This window comes from Streptomyces thermoalcalitolerans (assembly GCF_039525155.1).
Lineage (GTDB): Bacteria > Actinomycetota > Actinomycetes > Streptomycetales > Streptomycetaceae > Streptomyces > Streptomyces thermovulgaris.
In genome coordinates, this window is the sequence record NZ_BAAAHG010000042.1 from 23,544 (window position 1) to 41,018 (window position 17,475).

The window sequence follows — 17,475 nt, forward strand, 5'->3', positions numbered from 1 at the left end:
CCGAGAGGGGGCCGCCCGCCCGCGGCCCCCCCCGTGCGCTCAGCGGCTTTTGTGCGCTCAGTCGACCTCGGCCACCGCCTGGGCGAACTGCGCCCGGTACAGCCGCGCGTACGCCCCGTCGGCCGCCAGCAGCTCGTCGTGGGAGCCCTGTTCGACGATCGACCCGTTCTCCATCACCAGGATGGTGTCCGCGTCCCGGATCGTGGAGAGCCGGTGCGCGATGACGAACGACGTCCTGCCGTGCCGGAGTTTGGCCATCGCCTTCTGGATCAGCACCTCGGTACGGGTGTCGACCGAGCTCGTCGCCTCGTCGAGGACGAGGATCACCGGGTCGGACAAAAACGCCCGCGCGATGGTGATGAGCTGCTTCTCACCGGCGCTGACCCCGGAGCCCTCGTCGTCGATCACGGTGTCGTAGCCGTCGGGCAGCGTACGGATGAACCGGTCGGCGTGCGCCGCCCGCGCGGCCTCCTCGATCTCCGCGCGGGTGACCTCGCGCGAGGCGCCGTAGGCGATGTTCTCCGCGATCGTGCCGCCGAACAGCCAGGTGTCCTGCAGCACCATGCCGATCCCGGAGCGCAGTTCGTCGCGGGACATGCGCGCGATGTCCACGCCGTCCAGCGTGATCCGCCCGCCGGTGACCTCGTAGAACCGCATCAGCAGATTGACCAGCGTGGTCTTGCCGGCGCCGGTCGGGCCGACGATCGCGACCGTGTGCCCCGGCTCCACCGTGAGCGACAGGTCCTCGATGAGCGGCTTTCGCGGGTCGTAGCGGAACGACACATGCTCCAGCTCCACCCGTCCGCGCAGCTCCCGGGGCCGTTCGGCCGGCACCGGGTCCGCCTCCTGCTCCTCGGCGTCCAGGAGCTCGAAGATCCGCTCGGCCGAGGCGACGCCCGACTGCACCAGGTTCGCCATCGACGCCACCTGGGTCAGCGGCATCGAGAACTGCCGCGAGTACTGGATGAAGGCCTGCACATCACCGATGGACAGCGCGCCCGACGCCACCCGCAGCCCGCCGACGACCGCGACCAGCACATAGCCGATGTTCGACACGAACATCATCAGCGGCTGCATGATGCCGCTGTTGAACTGCGCCCTGAACCCCGCCTCGTACAGCGCCTGGTTCTGCTCGGCGAACCGCTGCGCCGACTCCTCCTGCCGGCCGAACACCTTCACCAGGGTGTGCCCGGTGTACATCTCCTCGATGTGCGCGTTGAGCGCACCGGTGGAGTGCCACTGCTGCACGAAGTGCGGCTGCGACCGCTTGCCCACGCGCAGGGCGACGGCGAACGACAGCGGCACGGTCACCAGCGCCACCAGGGCCAGGACCCAGGAGACGTAGAACATCATGGCGAGCACGCCGATGAGGGTCAGCATCGAGTTGATGAGCTGGCCCATCGAGTGGTTCAGGGTCTGCCCGATGTTGTCGATGTCGTTGGTGGCGCGCGAGAGCACCTCGCCGCGCTGCTGCTTGTCGAAGTACGACAGCGGCAGCCGCGACAGCTTCGCCTGCACCTCCTCGCGCATCCGGAACATGGTCCGGTTCACCACCCGGTTCACCAGCCGTGTCGCCACCGCCATCAGCAGACCGGCCGCCAGGAACGTCACCAGGGCGAGCAGCAGGACGCCGGCGACGGCGTCGAAGTCGATGCCCCGGCCCGGTGTGAAGTCGGTGCTGCGGAGCATGTCGGCGATCTCGCCCTGCCCGCGTTCCCGCAGCGCGTCGAGGACCTGCTCCTTGGTCTGCCCGGCCGGCATCCGCCGTCCGACGATCCCCGCGAAGACCAGGTCGGTGGCCCTGCCGAGGATCTTCGGTCCGATCACGCTGAGCGCGACGCTCACGACCACGCACAGCACCAGGGCAGCGACCGTGACCCGTTCGGGCCTGAACCGGGCGACGAGCCGTCTGCCCGACGCCTTGAAGTTCAGCGAGCGGTTGTCGGGCCCGGCCCCGGCCATCATCCGTCCCATCGGCCCGGCCATCAGGCAGCCTCCGCTTCCGTCAGCTGGGAGAGCACGATCTCCCGGTAGGTCTCGTTGTTCTCCATCAGCTCGTGGTGGCGGCCGGTGCCGACGACGCGTCCCTCGTCCAGGACGACGATCCGGTCGGCGTCGCGGATGGTCGCCACCCGCTGGGCGACGATGACGACGGTCGCCTCGGCCGTCTCCCGGGCGAGCGCCGCGCGCAGGGCCGCGTCGGTGGCGTAGTCGAGAGCGGAGAAGGAGTCGTCGAAGAGGTAGATCTCCGGGCGCTGCACCAGCGTGCGGGCGATGGCGAGCCGCTGGCGCTGCCCTCCCGACACATTGGTGCCGCCCTGGGCGATCGGCGCGTTCAGGCCCCCCTCCAGCCGGCTGACGAAGTCCTTGGCCTGCGCCACCTCCAGCGCGTGCCACAGCTCCTCGTCGGTGGCGTCCGGATTGCCGTAGCGCAGATTGGTGGCCACCGTGCCGGAGAACAGATACGGCTTCTGCGGCACCAGGCCCACCGTCCTCGCCAGCAGCTTCGGGTCCAGGGTCCGTACGTCCACACCGCCGACGAGCACCTCGCCCTCGGTCGCGTCGAACAGGCGGGGCACCAGCCCGAGCAGGGTGGACTTGCCGCTGCCGGTGGAGCCGATGACGGCGGTCACCTCGCCGGGGCGGGCCACCAGGTCGACGGCCTTGAGCACGGGCTCCTCGGCCCCCGGGTAACGGAAGCCGGCGCCGCGGATCTCCAGATGGCCGTGGCGGCGCAGCTCGGTCACGGGAGCGGCGGGCGGCACGACGCTGGAGTCGGTGTCCAGGACCTCCTGGATGCGCTCGGCGCACACCTCCGCGCGCGGCACCATCATGAACATGAAGGTGGCCATCATCACGGACATCACGATCTGCATCAGATAGGCGAGGAACGCGGTCAGGTCGCCGATCTGCATGCCGCCGCTGTCGATGCGGTGGGCGCCGAACCACACCACGGCGATGGACGACAGGTTCACCACCGTCATCACGATCGGGAACATCAGCGCGAGCAGCCGGCCGGTCGCCAGCGACATCTCCGTCAGGTCCTCGTTGGCCCTGCGGAAGCGCTGTTTCTCGTACGCGTCGCGGACGAAGGCGCGGATCACGCGGTTGCCGGTGATCTGCTCGCGCAGCACCCGGTTCACCGTGTCCAGGCGCCTTTGCAGGGACCGGAACAGCGGGTGCAGCCGGCGCACGATCAGGGCCACGCAGATGCCGAGCACCGGGACGACGGCGACCAGGACGGCCGACAGCGGCACGTCCAGGCCGAGGGCGAGGACGACACCGCCCACGCACATGATGGGCGCCGACACCATCAGCGTGAACGTCATCAGGGCCAGCATCTGGACCTGCTGCACGTCGTTCGTCGTACGCGTGATGAGGGAGGGCGCGCCGAAGTGGCCGAGCTCACGCCCGGAGAAGGACTGCACGCGGTCGAAGACGTCCGCCCGTACGTCCCGGCCGAGGGCGGCGGCGGTCCGGGCGCCGAAGTAGACGGCACCGACGTTGCACACCACCTGGGCCAGCGAGATGCCGAGCATCACGGCGCCGAACCTCAGGATGTAGCCGGTGTCGCCCTTCACCACGCCGTTGTCGATGATGCGGGCGTTCAACGTGGGCAGGTAGAGAGTGGCGCAGGTCTGCAGGAACTGCAGCAGCACCAGGAGGGCCAGGGGTTTTCCGTACGGTCTGAGATAGGTTCGCAGAAGTCGTATGAGCACGCTGTTTCTTTTCGGGTCGGTGAAGGGGACGGCTGTGTCCCCTGGCCCCTATCGTCCGGTGCCCTCCCCGTGTTACCCCGGCCCGGCACCCCGCACGACCCGGCCGGGGGCCGCCGCCGGGCCCCGCCCGGCCGACGGCCCCCACGCCTCTCGGTCCACCGCACGGATGAACCGGTCCGAGTGAACCGATCTGCCCTGAATTCCCCCTTATGGGGGTTATTTATGGGGGGTGTTTACGGGGTGTTATGCCCGGAACGCCCCCGGATGGATCTGTTCGCGCACCGACACGTACTGCTGCCGCACCGCCTGACCCACCGCCAGGTCCTCACCGGGCTCCAGGACCTGGGCGACCGCGCCCTGCCAGGCCGGCGGGGTGCGCGGGTCCAGGGTGCCCAGCGACGCGCCGAGCGCCCAGGCGGCCTGACGGGCGGCGCCGATCGCGGCGTAGTCCGCGGGCTGCGGCACGACGACCTGCGCCCCGAACAGCGAGGGCGCGGCGGCCTGCACGGCGGGCAGCTCGGCGGCCTGCCCGAGCAGGAAGACACGGCGCACCTCCACCCCCCGGCCGCGCAGCACGTCCAGCGCGTCCGCGAGCCCGCACAGCATGCCCTCGAAGGCGGCCCGCGCCAGGTGCTCCGGCTTCATGGACTCGCGTCTGAGACCCACGAGCGTTCCGGCGGTGTGCGGCAGGTTGGGGGTGCGCTCGCCCTCCAGATAGGGCAGCAGGACGAGTCCGTGGGAGCCCGGCGTGGACTTCATCGCCAGCTCGGACAGGGCCTCGAGATCGGGCAGGCCCAGCAGCTCGGCGGTGCCGCGCAGGGCCCGTACGGCGTTCAGCGTGGTCACGACCGGAAGGTGCATGCCGGTGGCGTCGGCCAGCGAGGTGATCATCCCCGTCTGGTCCACGAGCGGTTCGGGGTGGACCGCCATCACCGAGCCGGAGGCGCCCAGCGACACCACGGCGTCGCCCAGCCCCAGCCCGAGCCCGAAGGCGGCGGCCATGGTCTCCCCGGTCCCGGCCGAGATCAGCAGCCCCTCCGGGGTCATGCCGGCCGCGTCCGAGGGGCCGATCACATCGGGGAGGGCGGCCTGGTGGCCGAGCGCCAGCTCCACCAGGTCGGGGCGGTAGGCGCCGGTGGCGGCGGACCAGTAGCCGGTGCCGGAGGCGCCGCCGCGGTCGGTGGTGCGGCGCAGCGGCCGGCCCAGCAGCTGCCACACCAGCCAGTCGTGCGCCTGCAGCAGCAGCGCGGTGCGCCGGGCGGCCTCGGGCTCGTTCTTGGCGAGCCAGCGCAGCTTGGTCACCGGCAGCGAGGCCTGCGGCACACAGCCGACCGCCTGCGCCCAGGCCTCACGGCCGCCGAGCGCGTCGATCAGATCGGCCGCGGCGACCTGGGCCCGTCGGTCGCTGCCGACCAGCGCGGGACGGACGGTGACGCCCTGGCCGTCGATCGGGATCAGCGCGTGCTGCTGCGCCGACACGCCGATCGCCTGCACCCCCTCCAGAAGGCCGCCGCCGGCGGCCTCCCCGAGGGACAGCAGCCAGGCCTGCGGATCGACGTCGGCGGGACGCCCACCGCTCTGGGGGCTCTCCACCGGGTGGGGGGCATATCCCTGCCTGAGCACGGAGCCGGTCTCCGTGTCGCAGACGACGATACGAGTGAAATCGGGTGAGCTGTCCAACCCGGCGACTATCCCCATGGCCAAAATTCTGCCGTATCGCCGCGCCGCTCCGAGTCATGGCCGCCCGGTACCACAGGGGTGTGCGCGGCGGTACGAGCGCGGGCGCCCGGTGGCCGGCCGCGCCGGTGCGGCAAGGCCGCCGGGGTGGTCCCGCGCCCGGCGGAGCGCCGGCGGGGCGACTGCGCCCGCTGCCCGCGGGGCGCCGTTCACGTGGTGCCCGTGCCCCAGTCGTCCTCACGGTTGCGGGAGCCGTTGGGGCCGTGTTCGCGCAGGGCGCGCATACGGTGGGCCACCGCCTCGGGGACACGGTCGCCGACCTTCTCGGTGACCGTGTGGTAGGCCCTGTCCGCGAACTGGCGGCCCTGCTGGGCGGCGCTCTCGGCGGTGTTGCGCACCGTGGGGTTCTGGGCGACCCGGCGGGCGGACTCCTTGATCTGCTCGTAGCGCTCGCGTCCGGCCCTCGCGCCCAGCACGAAACCCACAGCGAGCCCTGCGAAGAACGCGAGCCGGTAACGCATGATGGTCACCCTTCCCTTGCCTCGAGGCCACGCGCAGGGGTACTGGTTGGCGGAGCACCCCCCTGCTTGCGCTAATGTATGTGTCGCAGCGACCGCTCGCCCCCTGGCGGACACCCAGGTAGGTGCGTTCGATGCAACGAGGCATTCCTCCGTAGCTCAATTGGCAGAGCAGCCGGCTGTTAACCGGCAGGTTACTGGTTCGAGTCCAGTCGGGGGAGCTCGGTCCTCCGTAGCTCAATTGGCAGAGCAGCCGGCTGTTAACCGGCAGGTTACTGGTTCGAGTCCAGTCGGGGGAGCCTGATGAACGAGGACCCTGCGGGGTCCTTTTTCATGTCCGGTTTCATGCCCGGGTTCCCTGCTCGGGTCCCTCCCCCGGCTTCCCCTCCGATTTTTCCGTCCGGTTTCATGGTCTGCGGGAACCGCCGCGGCAGCGGTGGAGTCTTCAAGGTCGGGAGAGGCCGCGGAAGACGACCATCCGAAGCAGGAGATCGTATGAGCGGCTATGCTGCGGCAGACGGCACGCACACTTGTACGCGCCACGCCGTGACGGGGCGGTAGCTCAGCCGGTTAGAGCAACGGACTCATAATCCGTCGGCCGTGGGTTCGAGTCCCACCCGCCCCACCGCGCGGGCTCCGCCGCGGATACGTTGTCATCTGCGGCGGAGCCGGATCCCTCGCCACGCCGAGGGGGTCGCCCGACCGGATCAAGACCGTCTGCTTGCTTTGTGCACGTTGCTTTGTGCACGCCCGGTGCCCGCCCGAAGCGGACGACCCTCCGGAGCCCTGGAGCGCCTCTCCCGGCCCGCACGGTGACCGCCCCGGCCGGAACGGTCCGGGCCACGGCGGCCGGGACGAACCGCACCGCCCCCGACGGCGCGATCACCGGCAGCGCGATGCCGGGGACGTCCCCTGGTGAAACGCCCTCCACAGCGGCCACTGTGCAGGGGAGTGCCGGCGGCCGGTCCGCTGGGGAGGTGAGCAAGGTCTCAGGGGTGCCGGTCGCGGTGACGGCGAGGTGACCGAGGGGCAGTGGCGGCAGCGCCTCCCGGCCAGGCTTCGGGCCCCATGACATCCGCTTCGGCCAGAAGGTGCGTACGGGGTGCCGGCATCCGTGCGGGCGCCCTGGACCTGTCGAGGGCGGGGCGCCTGAGTGCATTGGCCGAGGCTTTTGGGGGACGTGGGCGTCCGTGTCCGCACGTTCGTGCCCAGGGGTGACTTCGCCCTCGTCGGCCCGCATCCCGGGCAGCGCGTCCGCGCCCAGCCGGCCGGCGGCACTGTCACCTGAACGGCGGAACGTGACATGCACCCCATCGGGGGGCGGATCAGGCTGGCTAGTGCCCCCACGAGGCAATCCCTGAAAGGGGAACCGCATGCGCATTCGACGAATTCTCGCCACCGTCATCGCCACGGGAGCCCTCGCCGGATCTGGCCTCGCAGGCGCCACCACCGTCACTGCCGCAGAGAATGCCCCCTCCTACGTCACCCCCGACGAGTGCGAGAAGGGCGGCGGCAGGGCCGCGATCGACGAGCCGGGCAACCTCTGCATCGGCGGCAAGCACCACGGAGAGAAGGTCGACTGAACCGCGGCCGGCTCCCTCACGCACAGGGCGCCCCGCAGCCATGCGCTGCGGGGCGCTCCCGTGCGGGAGAAGCCGGGCGCGGCCATGGTCCGTTCCCGGCAGAATCGTTCCGGCCGACAGGAATCAGGAACGCCGACCGGAACGACTGTGTGGGAGAAGGGCGGCTTCCGGCAGTCAGTGTTCCACGAGCGTGCGGACGAGCCGGGGACACGCGTCGTGCGGCGGGACACAATCCCTCGCCTGGCGCATCACCGCCGGTCCTGGACGGCCCTGTCGCCGGTGCCACCCCTCCGTGCCGCCACGGAGGTGCGGACGAGTCCGGTCCCGGTCGAGCGCACCGGAGTGCAGGGGAGCCGTACCTGTGCGGGGCGGGCTGGTGCGGGTCCGTCATGTTTGCGTTCCCGAGGGGCTGCGGCGCCGTGAAGAAGGCGGTCGGGCGGGTGGGCGTCGGTGGGCGGGACGGTTCACCTGCCCGCGTGTTCCAGGTCCTTGTGCGTGACCTCGGACACGTCCGGGACGACCCGGCCGCGCATCGTCCGCACCAGGAAGAACGTGGGGACGGCAGCGAGGACGAAGACGCAGCCCGCCACAGCGATGTAGGCGTGGATGCCGGCCGACGAGCTGACTTTCTCGCCCTCGAAGACGATCTCGTGGGCCCCGAGGACCGCCGACCCGATGAAGCTCATCGTCACCGAACCGATCGCCACCATGACCATGACCATGCTGGAGACGGTGCCCTGCCTCTCGGGCGGTGCGAGGACGGAGGCGAGGTTGAAGCCGGAGGTGACCAGTGAGCCCGCGGTGAGGCTGAACATGAAGGAGCAGACCACCGCGACCGGGAGGGTGTCGGTGCCGGCGGTGAACATCACGAGGGATGCCGTCGCGCCGAGCGTGATACCGGCGGCGAGGGGCCAGGCGGGACCCACCCGGGTTCCGATCCAGCCCGCCAGCACGCCGCCGAGCATGATCCCGACCGAGGGGATGCCGAACATCAAACCGAGTGCTCCCGGTCCGGCGATGCCGTATCCGAGGCCGTCGTCGGGATCGACGTCGACCAGCAGCCCGAACAGCTGGAGCATGCTCCGGTAAGCCCCGGTGCCCATCACGACGACGAGGAGGCCGAGCCCGAGGGCCGACGAGATGCCACGGATGTCGATCACGGGCTCCGGGACGCGGCTCAGGACGACGTACCAGACCAGCAACGCGGCCACACCGCCGATGAGGAAGGCAAGCGAGGCGCCACTCAGCCAGCCGAATTCCTGCCCGAGGCTGATGTACGCGAGAACACCCGCGAGGCCACCGCCGAGAGTGAGCGCCCCGGCGACATCGACCCTGCCCGGTGTCCGGTTGCGGGAGTCCGGGATCACACAACGGACGAAGACCGCGGCCATGCCCGCGAACGCGGCGGAGAGCACGAAGACGACCCGCCAGCCGAACGCATCGGTGGCGACCTCAAGGACGAACGGGGAGACGATCCCGAAGACCGCTGAGCCCGAGGTGATGACGCCGGTCACCACCATGGCGAACTTCGGCGCACAGAGGTCACGGACGATCGCGACGGTGAGGAACAGACCTGCGACCGCGGCGCCCTGGAGAACGCGTCCGAGGACGAAGACGCTGATGTGGGGCGCGAGCAGACACACGATTCCGCCCGTGCCGGCGACGAGGAGCGTGAGGATGAGGACTGTGCGTTTGCCGTGGATGTCGGCGCTCTTGCCCAGCAGTGGCGCCCAGGTCGCTCCGGCCAGCATCGCGCTGGAGTCGATCCAGGCGAACTGATGGGTGTCGAAGGCGTCGCTCAGCTCGGGAAGGACGAAGGTCGGCGAGGCGATCACGGTGTCGACCATGACGTTCACCAGGATGAGGATGGCGGCATGGCCGACGACTCGTCTGGTCCAGCCGGTGTGCAGCACTGCCGTCGGCTCATCCGTGGTGATGCCGGAGCTCATGTCGTGCATGAGCGCCTCCTTGTTGCTCTGGGTTGCTCTGCGCTGACCTGCGCTGATCTGCGCTGATCTGCGTCGGTCCGCTTGATCCGCTGTGACGGTCGGACGTTAGGGCGAGGCCGGGTTCAGGCCCTCGAGGTGCATGAGATCTGCGGCGGCGGCCCGAGTGGTGCACGAAAGTTCACCCAGCGGTCGCCCGTCCCCCGGGTGCTGCCCGTCCGCTCGGTGATCGCCGTCGGAGCTGGTCCCGGCGCAGGTGTGCCGGGGGTGCGGTGCGCCCTCCCGCGTCGGCTGGTGTCCACCGCACTCGTACCGGAAGGGAGGCCGGTCGGCTCGGCAAGGCAGGCCGGTCAGCGGTAGGCCCGCAGAAACGCGTCGACGCCTTCGGCGATGATCGTCAGGATCTCCGGCTTCCCCGCTTCGGCGTCTTCCCGGGCGTCGAGTGCGTCCAGGGCGAGACCGACCGTGAGAGCGGTGAAGTGCCGTGCGGCCAGGCCGGGATCCGCCGTCCGGATCTCGCCGGCCGCGGCCAGGGCGGCGAAGCGCTCCTCGAGCATCCGCTCGGGGCGTTCACGTGTCGCCTCGGCCAGCCGGGGGACGGCCCACCGCTGCGAGGTCAGTCGCCTGTAGGTCACGTAAGCGGACGACGGAAAGGCCTCGGTGACCACCCGTTGCCCGAACGCCGTCAAGGCTTCGCGCAGGTCGCGGCCCTGCGTCAACTCCTCTTCGAGAGCGGCACGAACGGTGCCGACCACCGCGTCGTGGGCCCGCTCGATCACCCGGAGGAAGATCGTCGCCTTGTCGGTGAAGTGGTCGTAGACGGTCCGCTTGGAGACCTGCGCCCGGGCCGCGATGGCGTCGACGCTCGTCCGCTCGTACCCCTCGGCGAGGAACAGCGCCTCCGCCGCTTCCAGGATCGCGGCCTTCTTGCCCTCCGAACGCCGTCGTCGTCCCGGAGTCTGAACCGCCGCGATGCCTCTGGACATGGTGCGAGCGTACTGTAGAGTCCAAAAGCACACCGGTCAGTGTGCTTTTGGAACCGGGTCGGCCGGCGTGCGCGACCGACAAGCCCGCCCCGGATCCTCTTGTCACCTTTCCGCCGTCCGTCTGGAGAGGCATGCGTGCACGCCCTGGCGGCGCGGCTGGGATTCCCCTGCTCGAAACGCTCGAGAAGCGCGTGCCGGACGCCGCACGGCGGGCGGGGACCCGACGACAGGGACGAGTGCCACCTGAACCTGTGCGGTCCGAGCGGCGACAGCCCTCTGCAACGGAGGTAGACACATGGGATTCGACCCGAGCGAGCACTGGGAGGGGTACCTCGCTCCGCCCAGGTTCGAGGAGTACTCGGCCAGGTATGCGGACTTCTTCCGGATGCGACGCGAGGACGGCATCATCGAAGCCCGCCTGCACACCGACGGCGGTCCCTACGTCCACACGCACGCCGCGCACAATGCGTGGGCGCGCGTGTGGCAGGAGATCGGCAACGATCCCGAGAACCAGGTGCTGATCATCACGGGCACCGGTGACAGGTGGATGACGGGCGACCCCAAGGGGCACAACCCCCGACCCGCCTGCGAGCTGGACCCCGACCACATTCATCAGCGGATGATGGACGGCTGGAAACTCATCGAGAGCTTCACCCACAGCATCGACATCCCGACGATCGCAGTTGTCAACGGCCCCGGTGTGCACACCGAGTTCGCCATGATGAGCGATGTGACGCTCGCGGCGCCGGACGCCGACTTCATGGACCCGCACTTCTGGCTCGGCTCTCCTCCCGGAGACGGCCAGTTCATGGCGCTTCAGGCTCTGATGGGTCCCAAGCGCGCCGCCTACTACGTCTATGCGGCCAAGTCGATTCCGGCGGACAAGGCCCTCGAGTGGGGCATCGTCAGCGATGTGCTCCCTCGTGAGCAACTGCTCGACCGGGCCTGGGAACTCGCACGGTTCATCATGAAGCGGCCGCGCTACACACGGTGGGCCACGCACAACATCGTGTCGCGGCACTGGAAGAAGGCGGTGACCGAGGACTTCGGCTTCCACATGGCACATCAGATGCTCGCCAACGTCGCCGGCAAGGCGCGTGTGCCCGATCCGGAGCTGCTTGCGGACTCCGAGGCGCGCAAGCTGTTCTGACGCCGCGTCTCGGCAGACCGGCCGGGCCCATGCCGTCGAGTCCGGCCGGCCTGCCGGGCGAGCGCGGAGAGTGCTGGTTCACGTCCGCGGCAGCAGCCGCTCAGCAGGGACTCAGCAGGGAAAGAGCCATGGATCCATGAGGACCTCGACCTTCGACGAGCTCGATCTCGCCATCGTGGACGCTGTGCGGTGCGCTCCGCGTGCGAGCTGGAGGGAACTGGCACCCGTTCTGGGGGTGGACGCGGCAACCATCAGCCGGCGCTGGTCGCGCATGCGGGAGGAGGGAGTCGCCTGGGTCACCGCGCATCCGGCGGGAAGTGCCACGCCCGCCTGCGCCCTGGTGGAGATCGTCTGCCTGCCAGGGCGGTCCGGCGAAGTGGCGGATGTCCTGGCCGCCGACGTGCAGGCGGCCACGGTCAAGGTGACCGCGGGTGCCCGGGATCTGCTGGTGCTGGCCCAGGCGCCCGACCTCTACAGGCTCTCCGCATACCTGCTGGAACGTGTCGGCCGCGTGCCGGGGATCACGCGTGTGCGCAGTCACCTTGTGACAGGGTCGGCCCTGGACGCCAGCCGATGGCGCGAAGGCGCCCTGTCCCCGGAGCAGCGCCGCCGCCTGGGAGCCGAGGCCGAGGCCGAGGCCCGCACGGGGCGCGGTGCTGTCCTGGAAGCTCCCGACCATCGCATTGTCCGGGCACTGGCCGACGACGGACGCATGCCCCTGCGGCGGATCGCCGAGCGCGTGGGGCTTGGACCTGTTGCCGTGCGGCGTCGGCTGACCCGGTTGCAGAAGACGGGTCTGATCACCTTCCGCTGCGACATCTCACGCCTCCTTTCCGGGCGTCCTGTGGCCGCTGTCCTGTTCGGCTCACTCCAGGCGCATGACATGGACAGCGTCCAGGGCCGCATCCGCAGGTTTTCCGGGGTGCGCTCGTGCAGCCTGGTGGCGGGGCCCCACAACGTGGTCGTCGATGCTTTGCTGCACACCACGGAGGAAGCCCATGACCTGGAGCGGAGCATGAGCCGGGAACTTCCTTCGCTCCGGTTCCAGGACAGGTCCGTGGTGCTGTACACGAAGAAGCTGCTCGGCCGCGTCCTCGACGAGGAGGGGCGGTCCGTGCGTGCTGTCCCCCTGGTGGCCGACGACCTCCCGGAGCACCAGGAGGCGCTGCACGAGCGCAGGCGCGCGGCAGCACTCCAGTGACGTACGACGGGAAGGGCGGCGCTCCCATGACGGGAAGCGGAAGCCTCCCATGACGGGGATCGGCCGGCGCCCCGAGCCGGAGCCCGGGGACCGCCGTTTGCCGGCGGGCACGCGCGGGCACCGCGCCGGACGATGCCGTGCTGCCGCCGGTGCGGACATGGGCACGAGACCGGCGGCACGCGGTCCGGGGCGGTGGACCACCGCCCCGGACGGGTCTTTGAGCGGGCGTCAGTTGAGGGTGTCGGGGTCGGGGCCGGTGCGCAGACCGCGGTCGAGCGCGGCGATGGCGTCCATCTCCTCGTCGGTGAGGGTGAAGTCGAACACGTCGATGTTCTCCCTGATGCGGGTCGGGGTGACGGACTTGGGGATCACGATGGTGCCGAGCTGCAGGTGCCAGCGCAGGACGACCTGGGCGGGGGACTTGCCGTGGCGTTCGGCGATGCCGGTGATCGTGGCGTCACCGAGAACGGCGCCCTGGGCGAGCGGGCTCCAGGCCTCGGTGGCGATGCCGAGCTCGGCGTGCAGGGCGCGCAGCTCCCTCTGCTGCAGACCGGGGTGCAGCTCGATCTGGTTCACGGCCGGGACGAGCGAGGCGCTGTCCAGCAGCCGGCGCAGGTGGGCGGGCTGGAAGTTGGACACGCCCGCGGTGCGGACCAGGCCGTCGGCCACCAGCTTCTCGATCGCCCTCCACGACTCCCGGTACAGGTCGCGGGCCGGCGTGGGCCAGTGGATCAGGTACAGGTCGACGTAGTCCAGGCCGAGCCTGGCCAGGGAGGCGTCGAAGGCCTTGAGGGTGGCGTCGTAGCCCTGGTCGGCGTTCCACAGCTTGGTGGTGACGAAGAGTTCGTCCCGTGCGATCCCGGAGGCCGCGAGCGCCTTGCCGACGCCGCCCTCGTTGCCGTAGATCGCGGCGGTGTCGATGGAGCGGTAGCCGGCCTCGAGCGCGGCGGTCACCGCGGCCGTGGTCTCGGCGTCGGGGACCTGGAAGACGCCGAAGCCGAGCTGCGGCATCCGGGTGCCGTTGTTGAGCGTGACGGTGGGGACCGGGACGGTCATGCGGGGATCTCCTTGGCTGGTGAGCAGAGGGTGCGGAGGATGGGGAAACCGGGCGGGCAGGGCGTCCGCGGCGCGCGCTGCGCGCCCGGAGGGAACGAGCGGGCGGCACCGGGAGCGGCCACCGGAAGGCCGGTGGCACCGGGCCGGCCGCGGGAGGGTCAGTGGCCCAGGGGAGCGGTCGTCCGCTCGGCGGGGGAGGCCGCCACGATCCTGTCGGGAACCCGGGAGCGGGTGCGGCGGTCGAGGAAGGCGGCGAGGAAGGACAGCAGCAGGGCGGAGCCGGAGAGCAGGGCACCGACCCAGTTGGGCGAGGTGTAGCCGAGGCCGGCGGCGATGGTGACACCGCCGAGCCAGGCCGCGAGGGCGTTGCCGAGATTGAAGGCGCCGATGTTGGCGGCGGAGGCCAGGGTGGGGGCGGCCGACGCCTGGTCCAGCACCCACTTCTGCAGCGGGGGCACGGTCGCGAAGCCCAGGGCGCCGATCAGCGTCAGCGTGATCGCGGCGAGGACCTTGTCGTGGGCGGTCGCGGTGAACAGCAGCAGGGCCAGGGACAGGGCGCCCAGCGAGGTGAACAGCATCGGCATCAGGGCGCGGTCGGCGAACCGGCCGCCGAGCAGGTTGCCCAGGAACATGCCGATGCCGAACAGCACCAGCAGCCAGGTGACGGCGGCGTCCGAGTAGCCGGCCACCTCGGTCATCATCGGAGCGATGTAGGTGATCGCGGCGAACACACCGCCGTAGCCCAGGACGGTCATCGCCATCGCGAGCCAGACCTGCACATTGCGGAAAGCGGCGAACTCCGTGCGCACCCGCGCCGTCTCGGGCCGTCCGGTCTCGGGCACGAGCCTGGCCACACCGAGCAGGCCGACGACCCCGAGGGCGGCGACGACGGCGAACGTCACCCGCCAGCCGGCGGCCTGGCCGAGGTAGGTGCCACCGGGGACACCGACGATGTTGGCGACGGTCAGGCCCGTGAACATCAGCGAGATGGCCGAGGCCTTCTTCTCGGGGGCCACCAGGTCCGCGGCGACGACGGAGCCGATCCCGAAGAACGCGCCGTGCGCGAGAGAGGCGACGATCCGCCCGGTCAGCATGACGCCGAAGACCGGTGCGAGCGCCGACAGCGCGTTGCCCGCGACGAACAGGCCCATCAGGAACATGAGCATCTTCTTGCGGGACACCTTGGTGCCCAGCACGGTCAGCAGCGGGGCACCGATCACAACGCCGAGGGCGTAGCCGGACACCAGCCAGCCGGCGGTCGGGATGGTGACGCCGAAGTCGTCCGCGACCTGGGGCAGTACGCCCATGATCACGAATTCGGTGGTGCCGATCCCGAAGGCCCCGATGGCCAGAGCCAGGAGCGCGAGAGGCATGGGGACGTACCTTCCAGATGATTGCGTGAGGCGTTTACGGGCGACGACAATAATTGCATGCGCGGGATATTTGCAAACGCGGGGTAAGTCGCTTCGGGTCTGCCGCCGTGTGCAAGCATGGGAAGAGCGGCCCGCTGAAGGAGGAGCGTCTGTGACCGCCACCGACCCCGCACTCACCGCCCTCGCCCAGGGCTGGTGTGCGCTCTCCCTGCTCCACAACAAGATCGAGGCCCGTATCGAACGGGCGTTGCAGGCAGAGCACGGCTTGAGCGTGCGCGAGTACTCGCTGCTGGACGTGCTCAGCCGCCAGCACGACGGTGAGGGCGGTCATCTGCAGATGCGGCAGGTCGCCGACGCCGTCGTGCTCAGCCAGAGCGCCACCACGCGTCTGGTCACGCGCCTGGAGGACCGGGGACTGCTGTCGCGCTACCTGTGCCCGACGGACCGCCGGGGCATCTACACCGATGTCTCCCCGGCCGGTCTGGAGCTGCTGGAACGGGCCCGGCCCACGCACGACGCCGCACTGCGCGAGGCGCTCGACGAGGCCGCCCGGGACCCCCGACTCGAGCCGCTGGTCCGGGCCGTCGAATCACTGCCCCGCCAAGTGCCGGCTGCGTCCTACTAGAAGCGGCGCGGCCTTGGAGTCCGGCGCGCGGCCCGGGCGGGGGAGAGGGCCGCGCGGGCATCACCGCCGGGTCATGGGCGGGCAGGCCGCGGGGGAGGGGGGAAGCGGGGAAACGGGGAAAGTGCCTCAGCCATGACGGTGGCCCCGGACATCGGTCCGGGGCCTTTGTTCCTCAGGGGACATTCATCAAGGGGACATTCCTCAGGGGGCGTCGTCGTCGGCGGCGTCGGAGGTGTCGGGCAGGTCGTCGCCTTCGCCCTCGGCCTGGGAGGGAGTCGGATACGGCGTGTCCGGCGCTTCGGCGGACTGCGAGTCGGCGTCGTCGCGTTCGCCCTCGGCCTGGGAAGGGGTGCGCTCTCTCATGGCGGTGACTCCTGCGGACGGGGCTGATCGTTCGTCCGTGCACCGGGTACCCCGGAACACACTCCGCCACCGCCGCGCCTCCCGCGCACCGACGCCACGCGCCCGCGCTGACGCGGCGGGCGGGGTGCGCTGCCGTGGTCCGCGAGCCACGGCGGGATCCGGACGACCGGCCCCTCAGGCCCCCAGCGGGTCCAGGATCAGCGGCTCGATGCGGCCCTCCAGCATCGCGCCCAGCCCCTGGACCGCGCACAGCTCGGGCTGCTCGGCGATGTGCACTGGCATGCCGGTCGCCTCGCGCAGCATCTGGTCCAGCCCCGGGAGCAGGGCCGAGCCGCCGACCATCATGATCCCGCGGTCCGCGAGGTCGGCCACCAGGTCCGGCGGGCACTCGCGCAGCACCCGGTAGAGGCCGTCGAGCACGGCGGTCAGCGGCGCCTGGATGGCCTTCCGCACGGCGGCGGTGTCGACCCGGACGGACCGGGCGAGGCCCGTGGCCACGTCCCGTCCGTGGATCTCGGTGGAGGCCGGGCCGTCCAAGGCCAGCCCGTTGTCGGACAGGGCGAGCTGCAGCGGCCGTACCGACTGGCTGGGCAGCACCAGTGAGTGCGCCTGGCGCAGGTGCTGCACGATCGCGTGGTCGATGGCCTCCCCGCCGACGGGAATGCGCTCGGCGGTGACGATCGAGCCGAGCGAGAGGACGGCCACCTGGGTGGCCGCGGCCCCGCACACCATGATCATGGTGGCCTCGGCCCGCTCCACGGGCAGTCCGCAGCCCACGGCGGCGGCGATCAGCGTGTCGACGAGTTCCACCCGGCGGGCGCCGAGCCCGAGCAGGGTCTCGACGGTGGCCCGCTGGGCCAGCGGATCGGCGTCGTGCGGGGTGCAGGCGGCGGCCCGCAGCCGGGGCTTGCGGCGCAGGGTGCGGCGTATGTCCTCGCCGAGCAGATGCCGCAGCATGCGCTGTGCCATCTCGATGTCGACGACCGTGCCGCCGGAGACCGGGCGGACCACACGGATGTGGGCCGGGGTGCGGCCGGTCATCCGCTCCGCGAGCTCCCCGACCGCGATCAGGGCGCCGTTGCGGGTGTTCACCGCCGCGACCGAGGGCTGGTCGACGACGATCCCCGTGCCCTTGACGTACACCCGGGTCCGGGCCGCCCCCAGGTCGACGGCGAAGTGACAGCGGCGCAGCTGCTCCAGACTGGCGGCCATGGCGGATCCTCCTGAGAGCGCGGACCGTCGCGGCCACCGGACGGCGGCCTCCCTGGCATCGTGCGG

At 70.8% G+C, this 17,475-nt stretch carries 14 protein-coding genes and 3 tRNA genes; 7 read left to right on the forward strand and 10 right to left on the reverse strand.

The annotated features are described in order from the left end of the window. Positions 1 to 57: 57 nt before the first annotated feature. From ABD224_RS21640 to ABD224_RS21655, 4 genes are all read right to left on the reverse strand, one after another. Complete coding sequence (locus tag ABD224_RS21640) at positions 58 to 1,986, reverse strand: ABC transporter ATP-binding protein (RefSeq protein WP_344052394.1); 1,929 nt, start codon at positions 1,984 to 1,986, stop codon at positions 58 to 60. Beyond that, positions 1,986 to 3,719, reverse strand: a complete 1,734-nt coding sequence (locus ABD224_RS21645) for an ABC transporter ATP-binding protein (protein ID WP_344052396.1) — start codon at positions 3,717 to 3,719, stop codon at positions 1,986 to 1,988. Before ABD224_RS21645 ends, ABD224_RS21640 begins: the two co-directional genes overlap by 1 nt. A 243-nt stretch (positions 3,720 to 3,962) precedes the next feature. Continuing rightward, on the reverse strand, positions 3,963 to 5,417 hold the full coding sequence (locus tag ABD224_RS21650; protein WP_344052398.1) for a xylulokinase: 1,455 nt from the start codon (positions 5,415 to 5,417) through the stop codon (positions 3,963 to 3,965). A gap of 188 nt (positions 5,418 to 5,605) precedes the next feature. Continuing rightward, the gene (locus ABD224_RS21655; RefSeq protein WP_344052446.1) at positions 5,606 to 5,917 is read right to left on the reverse strand and encodes a YtxH domain-containing protein; all 312 of its coding nucleotides are present in this window, start codon (positions 5,915 to 5,917) and stop codon (positions 5,606 to 5,608) included. A gap of 145 nt (positions 5,918 to 6,062) precedes the next feature. Between ABD224_RS21655 and ABD224_RS21660 the strand changes: the two genes are divergently transcribed. The 4 genes from ABD224_RS21660 (at position 6,063) to ABD224_RS21675 (ending at position 7,497) form a co-directional block, all read left to right on the forward strand. Further along, positions 6,063 to 6,135 (forward strand) — tRNA-Asn (locus ABD224_RS21660). 5 nt (positions 6,136 to 6,140) lie between these two features. Then, positions 6,141 to 6,213, forward strand: a tRNA-Asn gene (locus ABD224_RS21665). 252 nt (positions 6,214 to 6,465) lie between these two features. Further along, positions 6,466 to 6,539, forward strand: a tRNA-Ile gene (locus ABD224_RS21670). Between the two features lie 748 nt (positions 6,540 to 7,287). After that, entirely contained in the window at positions 7,288 to 7,497 is a 210-nt protein-coding gene (locus ABD224_RS21675; protein ID WP_344052400.1) for a hypothetical protein, read from the forward strand. Positions 7,498 to 7,961: 464 nt separating this feature from the next. Here the strand turns inward: ABD224_RS21675 and ABD224_RS21680 are convergent, their stop codons facing one another. Both ABD224_RS21680 and ABD224_RS21685 read right to left on the reverse strand, forming a co-directional pair. Next, complete coding sequence (locus tag ABD224_RS21680) at positions 7,962 to 9,455, reverse strand: MFS transporter (protein ID WP_344052402.1); 1,494 nt, start codon at positions 9,453 to 9,455, stop codon at positions 7,962 to 7,964. Between the two features lie 338 nt (positions 9,456 to 9,793). Continuing rightward, positions 9,794 to 10,429 carry a TetR/AcrR family transcriptional regulator gene (locus ABD224_RS21685; RefSeq protein WP_344052404.1) on the reverse strand — a complete coding sequence of 212 codons (636 nt, stop codon included), beginning with the start codon at positions 10,427 to 10,429 and terminating at the stop codon, positions 9,794 to 9,796. A 295-nt stretch (positions 10,430 to 10,724) separates the two neighbouring features. On the opposite strand from ABD224_RS21685, the gene ABD224_RS21690 reads away from it, so the two are divergent. After that, a complete protein-coding gene (locus tag ABD224_RS21690) occupies positions 10,725 to 11,579 on the forward strand; it encodes an enoyl-CoA hydratase/isomerase family protein (protein WP_344052406.1) in 855 nt (284 codons plus the stop codon). A 136-nt stretch (positions 11,580 to 11,715) separates the two neighbouring features. Then, the gene (locus ABD224_RS21695; RefSeq protein ID WP_344052408.1) at positions 11,716 to 12,780 is read left to right on the forward strand and encodes an Lrp/AsnC family transcriptional regulator; all 1,065 of its coding nucleotides are present in this window, start codon (positions 11,716 to 11,718) and stop codon (positions 12,778 to 12,780) included. A 228-nt stretch (positions 12,781 to 13,008) separates the two neighbouring features. Here the strand turns inward: ABD224_RS21695 and ABD224_RS21700 are convergent, their stop codons facing one another. Both ABD224_RS21700 and ABD224_RS21705 read right to left on the reverse strand, forming a co-directional pair. After that, positions 13,009 to 13,836, reverse strand: coding sequence for an aldo/keto reductase (locus ABD224_RS21700; RefSeq protein ID WP_344052410.1), 828 nt, complete (start codon positions 13,834 to 13,836; stop codon positions 13,009 to 13,011). Between the two features lie 158 nt (positions 13,837 to 13,994). Then, positions 13,995 to 15,209 (reverse strand): MFS transporter, encoded by a 1,215-nt coding sequence (locus ABD224_RS21705; RefSeq protein ID WP_344052412.1) that lies wholly within the window; start codon positions 15,207 to 15,209, stop codon positions 13,995 to 13,997. Between the two features lie 151 nt (positions 15,210 to 15,360). Between ABD224_RS21705 and ABD224_RS21710 the strand changes: the two genes are divergently transcribed. Beyond that, positions 15,361 to 15,834, forward strand: a complete 474-nt coding sequence (locus tag ABD224_RS21710; RefSeq protein ID WP_344052414.1) for a MarR family winged helix-turn-helix transcriptional regulator — start codon at positions 15,361 to 15,363, stop codon at positions 15,832 to 15,834. A 201-nt stretch (positions 15,835 to 16,035) separates the two neighbouring features. Here ABD224_RS21710 and ABD224_RS21715 read toward each other — a convergent pair whose 3' ends face one another. Both ABD224_RS21715 and ABD224_RS21720 read right to left on the reverse strand, forming a co-directional pair. Continuing rightward, on the reverse strand, positions 16,036 to 16,197 hold the full coding sequence (locus ABD224_RS21715; protein WP_344052416.1) for a hypothetical protein: 162 nt from the start codon (positions 16,195 to 16,197) through the stop codon (positions 16,036 to 16,038). Between the two features lie 174 nt (positions 16,198 to 16,371). Continuing rightward, positions 16,372 to 17,409: a rod shape-determining protein gene (locus tag ABD224_RS21720; RefSeq protein WP_344052418.1), complete on the reverse strand. Its 1,038-nt coding sequence runs from the start codon at positions 17,407 to 17,409 to the stop codon at positions 16,372 to 16,374. Between the last annotated feature and the right edge of the window lie 66 nt (positions 17,410 to 17,475).